At 32.6% G+C, this 20,049-nt stretch carries 19 protein-coding genes; 6 read left to right on the top strand and 13 right to left on the bottom strand.

Features of this window, described 5'->3' with window-relative positions:
• The coding region (locus FLACHUCJ7_RS25390; RefSeq protein WP_180909522.1) for an Ig-like domain-containing protein at nucleotides 1-2,307 on the bottom strand (2,307 nt) is incomplete at its 3' end.
• An 853-nt stretch (nucleotides 2,308-3,160) separates the two neighbouring features.
• Nucleotides 3,161-4,270, bottom strand: a complete 1,110-nt coding sequence (locus tag FLACHUCJ7_RS15495) for a helix-turn-helix domain-containing protein (RefSeq protein ID WP_180909521.1) — start codon at nucleotides 4,268-4,270, stop codon at nucleotides 3,161-3,163.
• A gap of 536 nt (nucleotides 4,271-4,806) precedes the next feature.
• Between FLACHUCJ7_RS15495 and FLACHUCJ7_RS15490 the strand changes: the two genes are divergently transcribed.
• Nucleotides 4,807-6,972: a TonB-dependent receptor gene (locus tag FLACHUCJ7_RS15490; RefSeq protein WP_180909520.1), complete on the top strand. Its 2,166-nt coding sequence runs from the start codon at nucleotides 4,807-4,809 to the stop codon at nucleotides 6,970-6,972.
• Between the two features lie 492 nt (nucleotides 6,973-7,464).
• On the opposite strand, the gene FLACHUCJ7_RS25630 is transcribed toward FLACHUCJ7_RS15490, so the two are convergent.
• A complete protein-coding gene (locus tag FLACHUCJ7_RS25630; protein WP_379782270.1) occupies nucleotides 7,465-7,845 on the bottom strand; it encodes a DUF1016 N-terminal domain-containing protein in 381 nt (126 codons plus the stop codon).
• A 652-nt stretch (nucleotides 7,846-8,497) separates the two neighbouring features.
• Here FLACHUCJ7_RS25630 and FLACHUCJ7_RS15480 point away from each other — a divergent pair.
• The 3 genes from FLACHUCJ7_RS15480 to FLACHUCJ7_RS15470 are packed head-to-tail and all read left to right on the top strand — an operon-like array spanning nucleotide 8,498 to nucleotide 11,046.
• Nucleotides 8,498-9,502 carry a type IV toxin-antitoxin system AbiEi family antitoxin gene (locus FLACHUCJ7_RS15480; RefSeq protein ID WP_180909518.1) on the top strand — a complete coding sequence of 335 codons (1,005 nt, stop codon included), beginning with the start codon at nucleotides 8,498-8,500 and terminating at the stop codon, nucleotides 9,500-9,502.
• Nucleotides 9,480-10,325 (top strand): nucleotidyl transferase AbiEii/AbiGii toxin family protein, encoded by an 846-nt coding sequence (locus tag FLACHUCJ7_RS15475; protein WP_180909517.1) that lies wholly within the window; start codon nucleotides 9,480-9,482, stop codon nucleotides 10,323-10,325. Before FLACHUCJ7_RS15480 ends, FLACHUCJ7_RS15475 begins: the two co-directional genes overlap by 23 nt.
• Nucleotides 10,326-10,347: 22 nt before the next feature.
• Entirely contained in the window at nucleotides 10,348-11,046 is a 699-nt protein-coding gene (locus FLACHUCJ7_RS15470) for a PP2C family protein-serine/threonine phosphatase (protein WP_180909516.1), read from the top strand.
• 103 nt (nucleotides 11,047-11,149) lie between these two features.
• On the opposite strand, the gene FLACHUCJ7_RS15465 is transcribed toward FLACHUCJ7_RS15470, so the two are convergent.
• The 6 genes from FLACHUCJ7_RS15465 to FLACHUCJ7_RS15445 form a co-directional block, all read right to left on the bottom strand.
• Entirely contained in the window at nucleotides 11,150-11,854 is a 705-nt protein-coding gene (locus FLACHUCJ7_RS15465) for a HipA domain-containing protein (protein WP_262891028.1), read from the bottom strand.
• 15 nt (nucleotides 11,855-11,869) lie between these two features.
• Nucleotides 11,870-12,073, bottom strand: a complete 204-nt coding sequence (locus FLACHUCJ7_RS25385) for a hypothetical protein (RefSeq protein ID WP_230408845.1) — start codon at nucleotides 12,071-12,073, stop codon at nucleotides 11,870-11,872.
• Nucleotides 12,066-12,380, bottom strand: a complete 315-nt coding sequence (locus FLACHUCJ7_RS15460) for a HipA N-terminal domain-containing protein (protein WP_180909515.1) — start codon at nucleotides 12,378-12,380, stop codon at nucleotides 12,066-12,068. Before FLACHUCJ7_RS15460 ends, FLACHUCJ7_RS25385 begins: the two co-directional genes overlap by 8 nt.
• A gap of 142 nt (nucleotides 12,381-12,522) precedes the next feature.
• Entirely contained in the window at nucleotides 12,523-13,290 is a 768-nt protein-coding gene (locus FLACHUCJ7_RS15455; RefSeq protein WP_180909514.1) for a metallophosphoesterase, read from the bottom strand.
• A gap of 79 nt (nucleotides 13,291-13,369) precedes the next feature.
• The gene (locus tag FLACHUCJ7_RS15450) at nucleotides 13,370-13,651 is read right to left on the bottom strand and encodes a helix-turn-helix domain-containing protein (protein ID WP_180909513.1); all 282 of its coding nucleotides are present in this window, start codon (nucleotides 13,649-13,651) and stop codon (nucleotides 13,370-13,372) included.
• A 43-nt stretch (nucleotides 13,652-13,694) separates the two neighbouring features.
• Nucleotides 13,695-14,111 (bottom strand): hypothetical protein, encoded by a 417-nt coding sequence (locus FLACHUCJ7_RS15445; RefSeq protein WP_180909512.1) that lies wholly within the window; start codon nucleotides 14,109-14,111, stop codon nucleotides 13,695-13,697.
• Nucleotides 14,112-14,500: 389 nt separating this feature from the next.
• Here FLACHUCJ7_RS15445 and FLACHUCJ7_RS15440 point away from each other — a divergent pair, with 389 nt between their 5' ends.
• Together FLACHUCJ7_RS15440 and FLACHUCJ7_RS15435 are read left to right on the top strand one after the other, a co-directional pair.
• A complete protein-coding gene (locus FLACHUCJ7_RS15440; RefSeq protein WP_180909511.1) occupies nucleotides 14,501-14,788 on the top strand; it encodes a helix-turn-helix transcriptional regulator in 288 nt (95 codons plus the stop codon).
• Between the two features lie 642 nt (nucleotides 14,789-15,430).
• Nucleotides 15,431-16,675: a site-specific integrase gene (locus FLACHUCJ7_RS15435; RefSeq protein ID WP_180909510.1), complete on the top strand. Its 1,245-nt coding sequence runs from the start codon at nucleotides 15,431-15,433 to the stop codon at nucleotides 16,673-16,675.
• Between the two features lie 22 nt (nucleotides 16,676-16,697).
• Here the strand turns inward: FLACHUCJ7_RS15435 and FLACHUCJ7_RS15430 are convergent, their stop codons facing one another.
• The 4 genes from FLACHUCJ7_RS15430 to FLACHUCJ7_RS15415 all read right to left on the bottom strand — a co-directional run bounded on the left by FLACHUCJ7_RS15430 (nucleotide 16,698) and on the right by FLACHUCJ7_RS15415 (nucleotide 20,034).
• On the bottom strand, nucleotides 16,698-17,552 hold the full coding sequence (locus tag FLACHUCJ7_RS15430; RefSeq protein WP_180909509.1) for a restriction endonuclease: 855 nt from the start codon (nucleotides 17,550-17,552) through the stop codon (nucleotides 16,698-16,700).
• A 297-nt stretch (nucleotides 17,553-17,849) separates the two neighbouring features.
• Nucleotides 17,850-18,149, bottom strand: coding sequence for a DUF1905 domain-containing protein (locus FLACHUCJ7_RS15425; protein WP_219634114.1), 300 nt, complete (start codon nucleotides 18,147-18,149; stop codon nucleotides 17,850-17,852).
• A gap of 389 nt (nucleotides 18,150-18,538) precedes the next feature.
• Nucleotides 18,539-18,838: a DUF1905 domain-containing protein gene (locus FLACHUCJ7_RS15420; RefSeq protein ID WP_219634112.1), complete on the bottom strand. Its 300-nt coding sequence runs from the start codon at nucleotides 18,836-18,838 to the stop codon at nucleotides 18,539-18,541.
• A 374-nt stretch (nucleotides 18,839-19,212) separates the two neighbouring features.
• Nucleotides 19,213-20,034, bottom strand: coding sequence for an AraC family transcriptional regulator (locus FLACHUCJ7_RS15415; RefSeq protein ID WP_180909508.1), 822 nt, complete (start codon nucleotides 20,032-20,034; stop codon nucleotides 19,213-19,215).
• Nucleotides 20,035-20,049: the final 15 nt, after the last annotated feature.

The raw sequence follows: 20,049 nt of genomic DNA, 5'->3' as shown, positions 1-20,049 counted from the left end.
AGGGGTAAACGTGATTACGCCCGTAGCGGAGATATTTACTGTTCCATTGGTAACAGCTATTGTCTGAACACCTCCGGTTAAAGTTGTTCCGTTGATAGATACAATTGTCAGCGTATCGCCGTCAACATCCGTATCCAGTGCCAATGGGGTCAATGTCACTGTTCCATCTTCGGCAACAGTGTAAGTATCATTAACAGCAACTGGAGCATTATTTGTAACTTTTAAAACTGCTGTGTTCGATGAAGGCTGTGCACAAACATTTGAAGTACTTGTAATGTCTACCTTATATAAATAATTATTATATAAGTATGGAATATTCGTTAAAGTCAAAGAATTTGTGATTGCATTTGAAAAAACAGGATTCATTCCTCCATTAGTAACAGTTGTCCAGTTTAAACCATTATCAATACTTTGCTTCCAAACATATACAAGTTGGTTTCCTGTAACTGCAGTTGTAAAAGTTGCATTTGAACCTGGATTTATATTTGCATCAGTAGGCTGAGTTGTAATCAAGACCTTATTCGATACTAAATAATTGGCCTTTGATGTACCATTCGTGTTTAGTGGAGCGGTATATGATGCCGCTGTTACCTTACCATCAGCCGCATTTGTTGCGGGAGGATTTCCAGTACCATAATACCCATTTGAATCCGGATCTACCGCAGTACTTCCATATGCTTCAACTGAATCCGGGCATCCATCATTATCTGAATCTAGATCCAGTTGATTTATTATTCCGTCTAAATCCGCATCATACCTGTCATCAATACCATCAGAATTTATATCTACAAATCCTGCAGCGTCTTTATCTACATAATTTAATTTTTTATCTCCATCTGCATCTCCAAAAGGATCTGGCAAGCCTCCTATCTCAACTGTATCTAAAATACCGTCATTATCATCATCCAAATCACACTCTACATTAAGACCATCATTGTCCTGATTTCCTTCATAATTAGGGTTTTCTATTGGAATGTATAATGAAACGCTTCCTCCGTTTGATCCATTTTGAGATCCATTTCTTTGTCCGTCCAAATGCTGTCCTCCAATACCTCCGGTAGAAATCAATGTTACATTTGCAGGAAGGCTTGCTAAAGAATAAAGCAAAGCACCTCCACCTCCACCTCCACCAGGACCATGATACGTATTTGTATTCAAGTCCTGTCCGTCACCTCCTTTTGTAGATACCGTTAGATTACCTGTAAAAATAGGAGTCTTTAAAACGACTGTCCCACCGGCACCTCCACCACCTCCACCATCTGGCGCACCTGTTGGATTAACCGCTAACGGTGCGAAGCCATCAGCTATGATGGAGTAACCATTTCCAACAATTTCATTCGCAAAAATGATAACAATACCTCCTCCATCTGCAGCCGAAGAAGGGTTACTTGTTGTTACATATCCTGATCCTCCTGCTCCACCAAGAAAAACTTTGTCCTGGGCAAAATAAGTCGACAAACTTACACCGCCTATACCTCCGGCATTTGCCCCATTAACATCGCACCATCGTTTTCCTCCTTCTCCTCCGGCTCCATAATTAGATCCACCACCACCTCCTGAATCACCAGAAACTCCGGAACCACCTCCATTTGCACGTGGTGATCGTCCTCTATTGTTAGCATTATTGTCTAAAACAATCCCATCTCCTTTTGTAAAAGAAGCTGTATAAGTGCTGCTTTGAACATATTGAATATTAGGGTTGATGCTACAGTCATTATTAGGTCCATTTGTCAACATTTGAATTCCCTGATATCCTTTTCCTGCAACATCTATATTAGCATTAAAAGTTACCTTGTCAGCCTGAATAGCTAATACGCCTCCTGTTTTATCCGAAGTAATCCAGTCTTTCGCAGTCAAAGTTCCATTGATATTTACTGCCCCGGTATATTTTGGAACCCGCACCACCTGAACCAAACCACTAATTGTATAGTTTTTAATTAATGGGTATACAGGTGTTATTACATTACCTGCAATGCTTTTAATTTCAAAAAACTCATAATTACCAGTATTATTAATAGCTGATATATTTCCACCTGAACTAGTATTGGTTACATCGATGGCAGCACCTTTCATCTGAATAATTAAAGCCTTATCACCAACCGAAAGTCCGGCAGAATTACTAACTGTAATTGTGTTAAAACAAGTTAGGTCGCAAGGTGCACAAACTGGCTGATTAATAGCTGTAACTGAAAAATAGCTATTTACTATCCCTGAAATATTGGTTTGGGAAAAACCATTCAGGCTAAACAATAAAAAGAAAAAAAACAGATGTAGATTCAATCTTCTTTTTTCATTAATCAACAACATTTTCAAACTAAAAATTATGTGCTCTTTCCTATGTGCTTTTAGCAAAAAAGACTTAAGAAAAATCGCCACAAATAATGGCAACATTTTTAGTTTTTGAAAGACTTCCCAAAAATTAAAGAGTCGAGTTTTTTTCATAAAAATTAATATTCTATTTAGTAGCGTGCAAAAGAACAAAATGAAATAATCTCTCATTTATAAGCACTTCTAAACATTGTCCAAAAACGAAGATTTTGGCAGACAAAAATATTTATGTACAAACTCACTTACTTATTATACTCAGTAATTCAAACAGTTAAACAAAGAAAACAATACCCTTATTATTTCTAAATATTCTTTTAAAATTAAATCCCTAAGCTTTATTGAATTAAAAAACGGAAAAAATGTTATCTGTTAGTTACGGTTTGCAATAAAAAACGTCTCATTTTTTTGTTGATTGAAAACATTTTTATGTCAGATACGTACAAAAAATGCTTAATTTAAGGTTATAACTAAATCTATATAATCACAGCTGAAGAAGTCTTCGATTATTAGTTAAAAAGACTGAAAACTGCCATTTTGAGGAAATTTATAAAGCACAAGGAACAGTTTTTAATGTTATATATGCTATTGAAAATTTAGTCCGGAGTATTTTATGCTAATACAGCCTTTTGCGGAAATATTCTGAATATTAATAAGCAGAAAAATGCCATCCATAAACCAATAAAGACCTGATATTTAAAGTTTTATTTAAAAAATTATAGTTATCATTCAAATTTTGAGAAAAAAATAGAATTTGAAATTAGAACTACTTCCTTGAAAAAACAAGTTACTTTGTTACAGCAAAAAAACACTAATTTTAACTTTCACAATTAATTTAGTTTAATTCTTTCTCAAGAGTCGATTTCATTTTTAAATATTCTCCAGGGGTGCAACCTACTTCATCTTTAAAGGTACTTTGAAAAGAAGAACGTGAAGAAAATCCGGCTTTATTACCTATTGCATCAAGTGTTAATGAGTCCAAAAGTCCATCTTCAATTAGCTTTTTAGCATATTCAATTCTGAGTTCAGCACGTATCTTTGTCAATTTAACTTTCAATATACTGTTAAAGCAATAATAAAGATGATGCTTAGGTACATTCATAGATCGGGAAAGTTCTTCCATTGAAAAATTAGCATTTAGAAAAATCTCACTCTCTTTAATATAATCTAGAATCGATTGAGATAATTCAATAAATCTTGGGTCAATATCTTTTTCCTGAAGTTCTTCCTGAACCTCATTGTCCTGCTCTCTTTGTAAAACATTTACAGTATTATTTTCTAGAAGTACTGATCCATCTAATTGTAACTGTTTTTCTGGTCCTAAGAAATAATCATTCTTATTTTTATCCCTTTGCGGAATCCCATAAAGCAATTCAGGGAAAACCAATAAACTCACAGGAATAATTAGAAGGCAAAAACTAATAATATCCATTGGTAGACTAGTTTTTAATTTTGTTAAGTCAGGATTCGGCTCTTTTAAAAAGGAATAAGACAGCACCGCAAAACATACAATTACAAATACAATTATAAATATAAAACTAAAAAGCCATAACAATACCTTACGAGTCTGGACTTTAGGAATTCGTTTATTGGTTCCCATTTTTGTCCAAAAACGAAACACCATAACTAATACCAATATCAGATAAAAACACAATAAAGCAGGTCTCGCAATAATATTAACAATATTAGGATAAAGTCCTACGGTAAATGTTTTTGCAACCATAGTATCCTTCACTAGTCGCCGTGCCAAAGCTAATTTATAAGAAAAAGGAGTTAGTAAATAAGGCGTTATACTAATTAAATTGATAAAAGCAGGAACCAAATGCAAACAATCTTTCCTGGTAAATTTACTGTTATCGAATAAAGTACCTCTAACATAAAAATATAATAATGGCCCTATTAGGAAACCAATCGGAGCCGTATTATTATAAAAAATAGCCAGCAAAAACACACTCTTTTTAAAAAACAATACATAGTGTATTAAAGAATATGAGCATAACACGTAAATGAATCCAGATAAAAAAATGGAATTACGGTTAATGTTCCAATTATGATAGGCCATTAAAATCGCCAGAAAAATAGTAAGTATAGATATATAGGGATGCATCTGTATTTTCAAAGAATGTAAAGTAACATACTTTAAGCGCAACAAAGTTAATCAATGGAATTTCAAAAACAATATTTTAAAAAAAATAGAGACTAAGTTTCCCAGATGCTAAAAACCAGTGTCTGAATCTTTTCATTAAAAAACCTAAAAATATTTTATTTTGATTTGAAATAACAATTCTGTTTAAAAATCACTTTCAAATAAAAGTAATAATTATCTATATTTGCCCGCCTTAAATTTTGAATAAACCGATATGTAATATTTTAAAATCAGCTCATCTAATTTTATCTTATCATTTGAACAACTCCTTCAAATAAATAAAATTTATTATTTAAAGCACTCTCAAAAATTTTTAAATTATTACAAGTGTCTCAATGAAAAAAAATATTCTGTTCCTTATCTTATTGGGACAATACACTTACTCACAACACGGGATTGTAAAAGACAGTACAAAAAACAATCAACTTGAAGAAGTGATTGTTACTGCAAATAAAGTAGAACAAAAAAACGTAGAGGTACCTGTAGCAGTTACTTCTATTTCGTCCAAAGGAATCTTAGATTCCAGATTGGTAAACTATTCTGATTTAACAGGCAGAATTCCCAATTATTTATATCAGGGTTCGGGAGTTGGTTTTCAATCTATAAATTCAATTAGGGGAATTCAGGTATTTAGTTATAACCCTGCTGTATCCGTTTATGTCGATGATGTAAATTCATTGGATATTATGGCAGGTGGTTTTGAACTTACCGATGTAGATCGTATTGAAATTTTGCGTGGTCCGCAAAGCACTCTTTTTGGACGAAATGCTATGGGAGGTGTTATAAATATTTTTACCAAAAAGCCCACTAACAAAACTACTGGATTCATTGAACTTGAAAATGGAAATTTTGCCTTGCAGCGGTATTCTACAGGTGTAAAATTCCCTATTATTAAGGATAAATTATTTTTTGGGTTAAATGGATTATTCCAAAAAAGAGATGGTTTTATGAAAAATGACATCAAAGGGACTACTACAACCGATACTAGCCTGAATGGAAGAACCATTGGTGATGAAGAAAATACGTATGGAAACATTTTTTTAAAATGGCTTGTTAATAATAAACTAAGTTTTACAGCAAACGTAAAACATCAAAGAGATTTTTCAAATGCATCCGGCTATCTGGTTTCACAAAAATCAGAAAAAATTGCATTAGAAACCCCAACGGTTATCAATGTGGCCAGAATAGGAACACATGAGAGAGAAATTACCAATTATTCACTTACAGCAAAATATCAGGCACAGAGTTTCGAACTAACTTCTATTACTGCTTTCCAGCAAATTTCCTTTTTATTTAGAAACATGGATTTCCCTGGCTATTATGAATCATTTTACAGAAGTTCTATTGGGGAAAAATTACCAACACAAAATGTATGGACCCAAGAGATCCGAATTAATTCTGCTAAAAAAGAGAACAAATTTCAATATATTGCAGGTTTATACGGTTTTAAACAAATTAGCTACGATCCTACAAGTAATTTAGCCTATGAATTGTCTCCTTCCAATTACGTAATTTACAGAAATAAAAGAAATAATAGTGGGTATGCTGCTTTTGGAGAAATCAGTTATAGACTTTTTGACAAACTAAAAATAATTGCGGGAATTCGTTATGATATAGAAGAGCGGGAATCTATTTTTAATGGTTTTGGCGATGCTGTTTTTGTAGGCGGGGTATTTACACAAATTCGTCCTGACCTCGAAAAATCAGTAAAATACAATGCTTTTTCTCCTAAAGCATCATTAATTTACAGCCTTAATGAAAAGTCAAATATTTACGCCACTTTTACACGTGGTTTTAGAGCTGGGGGAATAAGTTCACAGGCTGTACCTGTAGGAGTTCGACAAGATTATGATCCTGAATATTCAGATAATTTCGAATTAGGTTATAAAACCAATTTTTGGAATAACAGAGTCAACTTGAATGCTGCTGCATTTGCAATTAATTGGCAGGATTTGCAATTCTCTAATCTGGTTGCACCAACTACTTATTCTATGGAAAATGTAGGTGATGCCTATTCTAAAGGTATTGAACTAGAAGCCAATATTATTCCTGTGAAAGGATTACAATTAGATTTTGCTTATTCCATAAACGATGCCCAATACAAAGATTTCGATTTAAAAAGAATAAACTTCATATCAGGTACACAAATTACAACACCAATAGGAGGCAATAAATTATCTAATGCCCCAAAAACAACATTTTACACCGCTACTCAATATTCAATTCAAACATCTGAAAAAGTAAATTTACTATTTAGAATTGAATTTAGAAATATTGGCGGATATTATACGGACATCCAAAATAGTCTTTATCAGCCTACCTATCAGGTTGTAAACACCCGATTTGGATTAAATTATGATAATTATGGTTTGTTCTTATGGACCAAGAATTTAACTAATGAACACTATTTATTTTATGGAAGTAGTGATACCAGTTTAAGAAGGTCATCTGTAGCAGCAATGCCAAGTCAGATAGGAGTTACATTATCTGCCAGGTTTTAAGAATTATGCAGAACTTTTAAAATATGACCTATATATCTTAGCTTTTAGTAAAATTAACTTAATAAACATATTCAATAATCCGGCAATAATCTTCAACAAATGAGTTAGATATTTGAATGCTTCCCGCTACAATTACAATTTGTAAAAATTAGGAATTTAACATTCTAATTTTTGGACAAATCAATCAATTTTGAAATTTTCAACCACTATCCACGAAACGCTAAATATGTTAGCAAAATACTAAATAAACCAATTAAATCAATACATTAAGCCTAATAATATAACGAAAAAAAATTTGTGGCAGAATCGTGGCATAGCCAAAAATGCAAATTAAAAGTGATTAAAGCCAGCAGTTCTGAAAAGAGGTTCGAATCAGAGTGAAGGTGTATTGTAGATTTTGTTCCGATGGAATTGTTTGAATGTTAGCTATAGCTGTTCGTTCAAAAGTTTTGGCTACAATTTGCTTTCGCAAATCTCTCACACATTAAATGACTATTTACTTGATTTGCATAGAATAACTGGGCTTCTGGTTTTTTGATGGGTAATGACTCTATGAAGTATGACCAACTCAATTGTCGTGACAGTGTTACGCCAATTTGTGAATCCATAAATTGTGCGGCAAACTGCATCCATACATCTCAAATTTCTTAATTCAAAATTGCTACCGTATTGTTCTTTCAATTGTGCCGACAGTGTCGACACAATTTGTTTTGCATATTCAGCACGCTTGTTTTCTAGAATATCTTTATTGATATGATTACCAACTTGCCAAAATAAAATAGTAATGGCACTATTGGCTTGAATTGAAACTTGGAGCGTACTGCGCCACAAATATTGCACTTTTACAAATTTTGTGGCAGAATGGTGGCACATCTAAAGATAGCGATTGAAAATTGAAAAAATCCAATAATATTGAACTGTGGTTCGAATCGGAATGAGACCGGAAATTTTCAACTCAAAATTTGGTTTATTTTTATACATCAGTTTTGGATAATCTTCAGATGACCTGGAAACTTGAAATAAAGTTGATGGAGATGTTTTTTTTTTTAATCTACGAAGACTCCCAAAAGAATTATATTCATGCCATATTCACGCCAATTAAAATGGTTCATATCTTTTTTTTGCATCACTATTTTTCATTTCGTAAGCGAGAAAGCCAGTCATAATAAATTACGGTTAGTAAAATTGTCGTGCAATTTCTATTATATCGTGTTGTGCTAATTCTATTAAACGCTGCTATTTTCTCGAAGAATTCCTTCTATTTTTTCAGCATCGTAAAGAAATATATCTCCCAATTTAGTAAATGGAAGTACTCCACTCTGCCTGTATTTTATGATAGTATTAGCGGGAAATCCAAATATATATTTTTTGTTAATCTTCATTTGTGTAATAACCAAAATAAAATAAACAGCTTATACCTCCTAATTAACAAGACATTATTGCAGTTAAAAAAATTTGGAACGCTAAGTTTTGTTCACTATATTTGACTGTTCATTTAAAATGAACAAGACAAAACAGTGAACAAATGGCAATAGATAGAGAAATAGTTGAAGAAGCAGCTGCGAAATTAAAGGCAATTTCCGGATTCAATGTTTTAAGCAGTACTGTTAATAAGGAACCTTATATAATAATAAATGGTACTAAATTTAGACTCGCTTATGTTAAAGAGGTTACCAAAGCACTTAAGGACGTTATAATACACTTAATTCAGACAGAGATCGCTGATAAAAAAAATCCATTTATTTTAATAACAAAATACATCCCAAATGATGTAGGACAGCAATACAGTAAAGAAAACAGGATAAATTACTTAGATCTTAATGGAAACTGCTATATCCGAACAGATACTTTTGTAATACTTATTACAGGACAAAGAAGAGAAAAAATAGAAAAAACGAATCAATCCAGAGCATTTCAGGAAGCTGGAATTAAAATAATATTCTGGCTTCTGAATAATCCCGAACAAATCAACGCCACTTATCGTATAATTGCAAAAAAATCAGGCGTTTCGCTTGCATCGGTAGGTTATGTTCTACAAGAACTTACAGCACTTAATTTTTTTATGAAAACCCAAAAGGGTAATTTCTTAAAAAACAAAAAAGAACTGCTCAACAGATGGGTGCTTGCTTATCATGACGTTCTGCGCCAAAGACTTTTACTAAAGAAAATGCGCTTTACTAAAAACGATAAAAAAGAGTGGAGCAGATTACCTGTGCAAGATACACAAGGAACAGTACTCTGGGGAGGAGAGCCTGCAGGCAGTATATTAACCAGATACTTATCTCCCATGGTCTTCACCCTGTATACTGACAGCAGCTGGAAGACACTAATTCATGATTTAGACCTTGCTCCTTCAGAGAACGGAGAAATTGAAGTGCTGAAAATTTTTTGGATTGAAGAAGAAAATGATAAAAATAATTTAACAGCCCCTCCTCTGATTGTATATGCAGATTTAATGGGAAGCGGAAATGACAGAAATATAGAAACTGCTAACAAAATCTTAGAAAATGAGCTATCATATATCCAGTAATAAATTTACCAATCCTTTATTAAAGGAATTACTTAAAACTTTAACCATATATTTTAATTCGATTGACACTCATTTTTACATTATTGGAGCAACAGCTAGAGACATTATTTTTAGTGTAGTACATGATCAAGAATCTGGACGCAAAACCTTTGATCTGGATATTGCAATAGCTATTCCTGATTGGAACGATTTTGAAAAAATATCCGCAGAACTTACCTCTACAGGAAATTTCAAAAAATCCACAGAAGAAAAACAGAAATTTTTTTTTAAAGATGTATATGAACTCGATATTGTCCCGTTTGGAGAAATAGCTAAAGAAGATCAGAATATATACTGGCCTCCCGAGGAAGATCATGCCATGTCAGTAAGAGGCTTTACAGAAATAGCAAAAAACACATTATCTCTAATCGTTGATAAAGAATTTACTATACAGGTAGCCACACTGCCGGGAATATTCTTTCTCAAAATTATCGCATGGAAAGACAGGAATCATAGAACAGGAAAAGATGCCGAAGACATCTCGTTTATTATAGAATCCTATCTTGAGATATACCGCAATAACCTGCAGGAAGAAAATTATGACATTTATGAGGATGATAACTACAATGAATATAATGCTGGTGCAATATTAATAGGGAGAGATTTAAAGAAACTTTTTACCGGCAAAAAAGAGATTGAAACCGAAGTAATAAAGATACTTGAGAACGAATTAAAAAAAGAAGAAACGAGTATTTTAATTTATCAGATTATAAAATCAAATCCTATTTTACAATATGAACAAATACATAGAGCCTTAACAAGTACCATAAGAGAACTGAGGTAGAACAACTTTAAACCCTTTCAAAATGGCAGAAATTGCACATTTTACATTTTCAGCAAAAGGAAACCAAAATCTAAATGAGGATTATATCGGAACTTTTTCAGCAGAAAATGATTCACTTTATTTTGTTTGTGACGGACACAGCACATATGGTTATGGAGAACTTGGAGCACGAACTGTGTCCGCAGAAATAATGCAATATATAAATGACAATTATTCACAGCAGGAACCTGTAGAGATTATTGAAAATGCTGTCAAAACAGCCAATGAAGCAATTTGGAATAAAAGAGAAGAGATTAAATCAAAATTTGGAGCGGCAATAGCCGGGATTTACAGAAAAAACAATTCTGTATATGCATTCTGGATTGGAGATGTACGGATTTATCAACTACGTGGTAATTTAACTATCTTTCAATCCGAGGATCATTCTTTAAGCAATTTCTTAAAACATAGTTCTCAAGCAGCAATGCAACAGGCTGAAAATTACGACAATATTTTAACAGCTTCTATAACAGGCAGAGGCATTGATAGACTTACAATTAATAAAATCCCGATTCTTAAAGGGGATTCCATGATAATATGTTCCGACGGATTCTGGAAAAATTTCCCTGATAATATAAATACTCTGGCAGGTTTAAGCGATAAAAAACTCAAGAATAAACTTACTGACTATAACGAACACTTTCTTGACAATTACTCTGTTATAAAATTATCTTTCCGTTAATCTGAGCTGGTTCATTTTTATGCCCCACCTCATCCTCGGAATGAAGCGTCAGAACACATCATAATCAACCTCAAAACTAAACCCATGTGATTAGTTCTTCAAATTAAAATCTGCTCAGTCTTTCGGTTAATAGCCGAATATACTTTTCTTTCATATCCGATGATAAAAAAGAAACTTCGATCAATTCATTCAATTTTTGAGTGCTTCCAAACATCTTTCTTATTGTAAAATCAATTACCTTATCACTTAAATGTAATCTTTCTTTTCCAAAATAGTCAATCAGATCACTGGATTTAAAATTACTTTTTTTTCCTTTTAAAGTAAGTGCCATTTCTTCCTGAGGATTTTTAATAGCGATAGATGAATTTAATAAGTCATATCCAGGAGTCAATCTAACCTGTCCAGATTTTGTCATTAGTGAAAAGTTTTTCAAATGCATATCTTCATTTCCGGTTATAAAACAAAAAATAATTCTTTTGAAAAACTCAGCTTTTTCAACTGATGGAAAAGTGCAGTACTCGTCGATAACCTTTACAACTTTTTCCATTGTAAAATTGTATTTAGTATCTCTTGAACTTCCTGTCAGCTGGGCAAAATCCTCGATAGCATATTTTTTATTTTTGCCATAGCGGTCAAATCTTTTTATAAAATATGATTTTGAGTTATCCTTACCATACACCAGTCCATGTAGTGGGACGTTTATTCCAAAGAATTTCGCCATCCGCATAGTCAAATCTTCATTCTCAGGTAATTCAGGAAAAATGTCACTTTGAGGTTTTATAATGAAATTTCCGTGCTGGTGTACAATCTCAAACTGTTGATTTCAACTAGAAAACGTTCCACTTAATTTTGGTTGCACACCTTGAATTGCTGATTTAATTGTTCCGCTGGCAGCCTCCAGCCTGAGTTCTTCCGCAGAAAACGGAAGGCTATGAAGGGTTTTTAAATAAGGTGAAAGCATTCGCAGACCTGCTTCACTGTATAAATTTTCACCGCACGTTTCATATGTAATTAGACATCTATTCATTATCAATTGCTTTTACAGTTACCGCTCCTACCAGATCAGCCCCGATTTCAATAAGCTGTGATAAATAATCTTTTTTATCAATCCCATTTATCTTTAAAAGTCCCTCGAGCATTATTCCCTCAGGAAGAAGTCCTTCGAAAAAAGGTGGGAAATCGTTAAAAGAATATGTTCTATGACTTACAGGCATGGTTAATGAAACAGGTCTTAAGGCATAATCATTATCGTAAGAAAATATATATTTTCCATTATTCTCGTGGGAAAGAATTCCGGCTCTTATGTTATGTATATATACAACTGCTTTTCTCATAACTTATTTATTGACTAATAATTTAATTCAAAATCTAAACCTTTTAATTTCTAATATTGCAATATCTGTATTTACAATAATTAAGTAAAAAATACTCAATAAAGTGATAAACTTTATTACGCAAAAACAACTTTATTGTCTTTTAAATAATTATAACTTTATCAGCTTTAAAGAATTCATGTTCATCACGCTGAACATATCCAAGTTGATTAGTTACCAAATTAGTATTTCCAATTACAAAATCTGCAGTATTATAATGACTGTGCCCGTAAATCCAATACAATGAACCTACTCTCTCAATGACATCTGAAAGCTCTACAGCAAAAGCTTCATTCAAGGGGCTATTTTCATACATTTTAGGATATTCTTTAAAGGTCGGGACATGGTGAGTTGTGATAACAATTTTCTTAGAATCTGCGCCCTCTAGAATCTTAGTAATAAAATCTAAACTCTCAAAATAAAGCTTATTATAGTCATCTGCTGAAAACCTTGCCTCATTAAATTTAATAACATGAAAATCACTAAGCCCCCTTTCAATATTCAATCGGGAAACCGGACTAATGTGGGACCATAGAGTTGAGAAAACCAGTTTTAAATTATCATATTCTACAACATAATTATTTAGAAGGATTACATTATTTCTAATATTTTCATAAAAAGTTCCTGTTTTAAGAACAGCATCAAAATAGTAATATTCATGATTTCCAGGAATCCAATATGTCATTTCGAAATTATCAGATAAGAAATCAAAAAAATCCTGATGTTTATCCATGAGCGTAAAAGGTAAAATATCCCCAGCTAGAATTAAGATATCTCCTTTTGGAATTAAGGGATTATCTCTCATAAATTCTTTGTTTTTAATAAACTCCAGATGCAGATCTGAAGCATATTGAATTCTGTTTATCTCCATATTATTATTTCTTAAAGAATCAAGACTCCCAAAAAGAAAGCCGGCTACTCTATATATTGTTATTAAAAAAATGAATCACTCAGATACTATTCTCACGAAGAGCTTCCTCAATCTTTACACTGTCGTACAAAAATATATCTCCCAATTTGGTATATGGAAGTACTCCCGTCTGCCGGTATTTTATAATAGTATTATTAGACAGCCCAAATATTTTTTTTAAATCCTCATTTCTGTAATAAGCAGGTCTCAAGGTTTTCCCTTTACTGATTTTTGAATCAATAACTTCCAGTTTTAACATTAAAGGATCTATAATATCTTTAATCTCCATTATAAAAGCCTGTCTCTTTTCTTTCTTTGTCATAATTGAATTGTTTGTTAATGTTATATTTTTTTTTATCCCCAGCTTACCAGTTCTCAAGTTTTCTTTTCCGCTCCATCAATATCCCAATCAACTTATCTAAAAATTTCATCTGTTTTTCTTTATAAGTATAACCTTTACACTCAGAAAACTGTCTGCTTATTCTAGTTATCTTTTTCTGAACTCCTTCATTATCTCTATATGTAAAATTTTCACTTATGAATTCCTGAAAATTGATTCGATTTTTTTTTACATCAGCCGAATCAAAAAATAACAGTCCTTCATCCATCAGTATATAGAAGAGAATTGCAAGCTCAATTTTACTATAAGAGCTTTTGCATCTTTCGGACGATGATAGATTAATCTGAGATTCATTTAAGAGCAATAAGTTTTCTATCTTTTTTAATCTCTGATCTAGTTTAAAAAATTTATTGATTATCTTATATGTCTTAGCTTTATTCATTTAAATAAGTTAGAATTACTAATTGCTTACTTGATTGATGTTTTTGTTCTAAAATCAACAAAACCTTTAGTGGTTACCTTTATAAAACCGATCTGATTTTAAACACTGCTAAAATAGTTTTCGAATACGAAATTATATGTGTCATTTGTCACAGTTCGCTCTTTTATTTCTCCAATTTTTAAGTATTTATCCTACATTTACATAAGTTCAAAAAAGAATATTGCTAACTGAGATGATAATTTCTGATGGGATAAGGTATCCCGAACAAGAGCAAGAAGAAGATAAATAATAAACAACTAAATTGATTGTTATTTAAAACAAATAAGGTAATTTTGTATGAAATAACAATCATTTGTAACATTAGCGATATTAATGATATATTGAAAAAGATGAACAGGAAGAAACAAATCATTTATCCTAAATATAAGGTGGTAATGGAACAAATGGGAGAAAATATTAAACTAGCGAGAAAAAGACGTAAACTTACAACTACTCAATTAGCTGAACGTGCAGATATTTCCAGGTCTACTTTGTACCTTATAGAAAAAGGAAATGAAGGTGTAGCTATGGGTGCTTATTTTAATGTGCTTCGTGTCTTAGGTCTTCAGGAAGATTTTCTTAAACTTGCAGCTGATGATACTTTTGGACGAAAATTACAAGACTTAGAGTTGTTATAATTATTAGATATGGCTCTGCTATTATTGAAATATATATTCTATTATATGCAAAAGCATATATTTTTAAAAGTATACGCTTTTTTATATTCAAAAGCATATAATTTGCTATAGAATAAAAACATCGGAAGCAGCATTAAATTATGTATTCATATTAATCACAAATACAAATAACTGCATCATAAATTGATTATGCTATAAAAAAATGTATTTTTGTCATATTAAAAAAATAGAATTATAAACCCTTAATAAACAATATGTTACACGCTAAATTAGCACGTTTTAAAGTTCGTGGCAGAATAGTGGCGCAGCAGTTAAAAAATATTAGAAATGCAGTATAAGAGCGGGATGCGGAGCTTAGGTTCGAATCCCTCTTTCTCCGCGAGCCGAAAGGCAAATGGTAACAAAACCCACTAAATTCAACGATTTAGTGGGTTTTTTATTTTTGGGCTATAGCAAATTATTCATTAAATCTCAAAGTTTAGGTGTCTTTCGAGGTGTCACTAAAATATAAAAAATTAAGTGACTCCTCACAATGAAAAACACCGCTGCATCAAGGTGTTCAACAGCATATTCAAAAAATGTACATCTTGTGTGTAGTTATTAAATCAAATAAATTTAATAATAACTTTAAGGTCACCAACAATGAACACAACAGTATCCATTCTCTTTTACATCAAGAGAGCAAAAGCCAACAATTTAGGAGTTTGTCCAATTTACACTAGAGTTACTGTCAACGCCAAACGATTTGAGTTTAGTACTAACAAATACATAAATCCTGATAAATGGTCGTCAGAAGGTACTAAAGCTAAGGGTTCAAATGAAGAAGCCAGGACAATCAATAGTCATCTTGATTATTTAAAAAATCAAGTTTTAGAAGCCGAGAAGAAACTTTTCAAGAAAGACATTAGTCTTAATTCAGAAAATCTAAAGAATGAATTATTTGGTTTATCAGAAACCAAGCGCATGCTCGTTCCCATCTTCCAAGACCACAACAACAAAATCAAAGAATTGGTGGGTAAAGAATACGCACCAGGAACACTAGAACGCTATACAACTTCTTTGAAGCATACCATTGAGTTTATGCAATGGAAATACAAGATTTCCGATATTGATATTACAAAGATTGACCATGCTTTTATAACCGATTATGAATTCTGGTTACGAAGTGTTAGAAATTGTGCTAATAACACAGCGGTAAAATACATTAAGAATTTCAATAAGATTATCAAGATATGTCTGGCCAATGATTGGCTTGATAAAAACCCATTTGCAAACTATAAATCAAAAGTCAAAGAAGTGGAAAGAGTTTATCTTACTGAAGCTGAAATCCAATCCATCATTGAAAAAGAATTTAAAACTGAAAGATTATCACTGGTGCGTGATATTTTCCTTTTCAGCTGCTTTACAGGTTTGGCATACATAGATGTCAAAAACTTGACAAAGTCACATATAAGCTACGGAATCGATGGCGAGAAATGGATATTCACGCACAGACAAAAAACAGAATCTGCTTCTAAAATTCCAATTCTTCCTGTTACGCAAATCATAATAGATAAATACGAGAATCATCCACAAAGCAATAATCAAGAAAAACTACTTCCTATTCTTTCAAATCAAAAAATGAATGCCTATTTAAAGGAAATAGCTGCCGTTTGCGGCATTGAAAAAGAATTAACCTTCCACATTGCCCGACATACTTTTGCAACTACAGTAACGCTCACAAATGGCGTTCCAATTGAATCCGTAAGTAAAATGTTAGGTCATAAAAACTTGCGAACTACGCAGCATTATGCAAAAGTTTTGGATAGAAAAGTAAGTGAGGATATGCAAATTTTGAAAGACAAATTTACGATGAATTCAAAAAATCAAAAAACGCAGGTTTCCTAATTGTGGGAACTTGCATTTTACATCATTTTTTATGTTCTATAATCAACCCATTTTCCGAAAAAGAAAACGTTCGCTCGTCAAAAATAGATTTCATTAGTAACCAAACTTTGTCAACAATAGTATATTTTAAGTTACGATCGTCATCGCTTTCAGTTATCTGACCAGTAAATGATATTTCGTCTAAATCTGTTTTTTCCCCGGTTTGTCGATTCAATAGCTTGCTATCTGCAATTTTATACTTTCCAGTTAACGGCTTAGTTTTATCATTTAGACGATTAATTTGTTTTCTAAAATCATTTACGTAATCATAAAAGGCAACCTGATTTCCGTTTTTAAGTATAATGGTAAAGTCGAAATAATCGAATTCGTGTTTAATTTCAATTTTCCTATTGTCACCTATGTCAATACTTGTTATTTCTGGTCGCGTCCTATGTATCTTGATGTCCAAATCAAGAGTTGCAATATCAATTTGATGACTATTACCCAGCAAGTCTTTCTCTTCATATTCCCGAAGGTGCACTATACCTATATTCGTATGTTTTGCATATTGAATACCATCACGGGTGAAACCGCTTTTCGAAACAATAATTCCTTTACTGATTCCGGTATCTTCAAGTATCTGTACCAGCTTCATCACGACATCTTTGTTGACCTTTTCCTTCCGATATTTGCATTCAATTGCAGTTTCATAGGTATGGCTGCCTTTGGTATGCGATGTAATAACATCGACTTGGTGGCTTAGACCGGATTTACCTTTTACCTTACAAGAACTTCCATAATCTTTTATCGTAACTCCAGATTGCCTACCTAAAGTTTCGTAGATATATTTTGTAATTGATTCGTATTTTTTCCAATCTAATTTATTTGCTATAGACATGGCAGTTTCTTTAAAAGGGATTTTATGGACTTCAATTAAGTTACTTCAAAGATAAATAACATTTTGATAGGGGATAAAACAAAAAAAGATGCCGTAGCATCTTTTCCCAGTGGTATTGGATTAAATGTTATTTACCTCTCTTCTTCCAGCTATCATTATCATAGCTACTTTTATGAAAATATCGAGCTTTTATAACTATTATATAGGGCGGTTCCGTTCAACACGGGCTTCATTGTTCGTGCTACGCATGCAACGAACTCTAGCTGTTAGCGGTTGTTATTTCTTTTCAGTAACACTTCAAAGCAAAATAACCACATCGATTTGTTTTTCCACTTCAATATTTTCTTTTTTCCTTATTTCGGCTTTCAAAGGCAACAAATAAGTTTCATTTTTTGAGTCGAACCATATTGCGGTTTTCCATTCAGAATTCCCAATTTTGGCTACCGCTCTCAATCTTCCCCAACCTTCTTCTTCACTTTTTAACAAGCTTCTGATTTCTTTCGCAATTTCTGTTGGAAGCGAAACAAAATACCATCCTCCAGGCGAAGAATGTTGCCATGGTTTTTCTGAAAATTCATATTTTATTCGTCTGTTCAAAAAATACGTTTTTAGTAGGTGAAAAAATTACCGCTAACTTATATGTAGGTTAAACAAACCTTTGTCTATAGACCCAAAATCAGGTAGATTAGCGAAGGTTTCTTTCGTCTTATTACCTATCAAATATATAGATAATTATCTGCAAAATAATAAATCCTTAACTGTGAACCCCACAAAAAAAGATGCCTCAGCATCTTTTCCCAGAGGTATTAGATTAAATCTATAATATTCCTTATTTACTGCTATCATTATCATAGCTACTTTTATGAAAATCTTGAGCCTTTATAACTATGATATAGTGCGGTTCCGTCAACACGAGTTTCATTGTTCGTGCTACGCATGCAAGGAACTCTAGCTGTTAGCGGTTGTTGTTTCTTTTCAGTAACACTTCAAAGCAAAATAACCACATCGATTTGTTTTTCCACTTCAATATTTTCTTTTTTCCTTATTTCGGCTTTCAAAGGCAACAAATAAGTTTCATTTTTTGAGTCGAACCATATTGCGGTTTTCCATTCAGAATTCCCAATTTTGGCTACCGCTTTCAATCTTCCCCAACCTTCTTCTTCACTTTTTAACAACCTTTTGATTTCTTTCGCAATTTCTGTTGGAAGCGAAACAAAATACCATCCTCCAGGCGAAGAATGTTGCCATGGTTTTTCTGAAAATTCATATTTTATTCGTCCGTTCAAAAAATACGTTTTTAGTAGGTGAAACAATTACCGCTAACTTATATGTAGGTTAAACAAACCTTTGTCTATAGACCCAAAATCAGGTAGATTAGCGAAGGTTTCTTTCGCCTTATTAGCTATCAAATATATAGATAATTATCTGCAAAATAATAAATCCTTAACTGTGAACCCCACAAAAAAAGATGCCTCAGCATCTTTTCCCAGAGGTATTAGATTAAATCTATAATATTCCTTATTTACCTCTCTTCCTCCTGCTATCATTATCATAGCTACCTTTATGAAAATCTTGAGCCTTTATAACTATGATTTAGAGCGATTCCGTTCAACACTGGTTTCATTGTTCGTGCTTCGCACGCAACGAACTCTAGTTAGTATCAGGTATTCGCCTTTCGGTCGGCAAGTTCTGTAGGTGTCAGTCCAAACTGTTTTTTGAATGCGAATGAGAAATGTGATAGGTTTTCAAAGCCTGTTTCTAAATATACTTCAACAGGTTTTCTACTTTTTTCCGTAAGTTGATAATAGGCTAATTCTAAACGTTTTTGTGTTAGCCAACGTTGTGGTGTTATGCTGTAAACTTTATGAAAATCACGTTTAAAAGTTGTCAAACTTCTTCCTGTCAAATAACCGAACTTTTCCAAAGGCATATTGAACATAAAGTTCTTTTCCATAAAACTTGACAAATCAATTTTATGAGGTTCTTCAAAGTTGGCCAAAATATAGTCAATGTCTTTATCTATTGTTCTTAAAATACTGATTGCTTCCGTAATTTTTAGTGTAGCTATGTTTTCGGGAAATTTTTCCTGTACGTCAAAATACGGTATCAGCGAAGCAAGGCAGCTTTCCAGCAAAGGATGCCTTTCAAAAATACGGATATTTTGTGTTACAGGATTTTTTGGTTTTACATTTAAGTTGGCGTAAAATTCTCTAAGCTTATCCATGGTTAAGTGCATTACCACCGATTTATGTGGTAGACCATCTTTCGGATAATTAATGATTGTTGCTAACTGATTTCTTGGAATGAGAAAAATGTCGCCAGCCTTAAACAAATAGTTTTGGTTCGCTTGAATAATTTTTGTTTCGCCCGAAATGAACCACACAAGCATGTGGTGGTCAAAAACGACTTCGGTTTTAAACAGCTTGTCTTCATAACAAGAAAGTTTAATCTCATCTGTGATATATTTTAGTTGAAACTCCATACGCTTGTGTTGTTG

The sequence above is a fragment of the Flavobacterium salmonis genome, from assembly GCF_903819435.1.
Lineage (GTDB): Bacteria > Bacteroidota > Bacteroidia > Flavobacteriales > Flavobacteriaceae > Flavobacterium > Flavobacterium chungangense.
The sequence above is the reverse complement of the archived record's forward strand: the minus strand, read 5'-3'. Positions and strand labels throughout refer to the sequence as shown.

Bases quoted from the DNA above. Each gene is read 5' to 3' on its own strand.
- FLACHUCJ7_RS15490 (WP_180909520.1), top strand. From the start codon at position 4,807: ATGAAAAAAAATATTCTGTTCCTTATCTTATTGGGACAATACACTTAC.
- FLACHUCJ7_RS25630 (WP_379782270.1), bottom strand. From the start codon at position 7,845: ATGTGCCACCATTCTGCCACAAAATTTGTAAAAGTGCAATATTTGTGG.
- FLACHUCJ7_RS15480 (WP_180909518.1), top strand. From the start codon at position 8,498: ATGGCAATAGATAGAGAAATAGTTGAAGAAGCAGCTGCGAAATTAAAG.
- FLACHUCJ7_RS15475 (WP_180909517.1), top strand. From the start codon at position 9,480: ATGAGCTATCATATATCCAGTAATAAATTTACCAATCCTTTATTAAAG.
- FLACHUCJ7_RS15470 (WP_180909516.1), top strand. From the start codon at position 10,348: ATGGCAGAAATTGCACATTTTACATTTTCAGCAAAAGGAAACCAAAAT.
- FLACHUCJ7_RS25385 (WP_230408845.1), bottom strand. From the start codon at position 12,073: ATGAATAGATGTCTAATTACATATGAAACGTGCGGTGAAAATTTATAC.
- FLACHUCJ7_RS15460 (WP_180909515.1), bottom strand. From the start codon at position 12,380: ATGAGAAAAGCAGTTGTATATATACATAACATAAGAGCCGGAATTCTT.
- FLACHUCJ7_RS15455 (WP_180909514.1), bottom strand. From the start codon at position 13,290: ATGGAGATAAACAGAATTCAATATGCTTCAGATCTGCATCTGGAGTTT.
- FLACHUCJ7_RS15450 (WP_180909513.1), bottom strand. From the start codon at position 13,651: ATGACAAAGAAAGAAAAGAGACAGGCTTTTATAATGGAGATTAAAGAT.
- FLACHUCJ7_RS15445 (WP_180909512.1), bottom strand. From the start codon at position 14,111: ATGAATAAAGCTAAGACATATAAGATAATCAATAAATTTTTTAAACTA.
- FLACHUCJ7_RS15440 (WP_180909511.1), top strand. From the start codon at position 14,501: ATGAACAGGAAGAAACAAATCATTTATCCTAAATATAAGGTGGTAATG.
- FLACHUCJ7_RS15435 (WP_180909510.1), top strand. From the start codon at position 15,431: ATGAACACAACAGTATCCATTCTCTTTTACATCAAGAGAGCAAAAGCC.
- FLACHUCJ7_RS15430 (WP_180909509.1), bottom strand. From the start codon at position 17,552: ATGTCTATAGCAAATAAATTAGATTGGAAAAAATACGAATCAATTACA.
- FLACHUCJ7_RS15415 (WP_180909508.1), bottom strand. From the start codon at position 20,034: ATGGAGTTTCAACTAAAATATATCACAGATGAGATTAAACTTTCTTGT.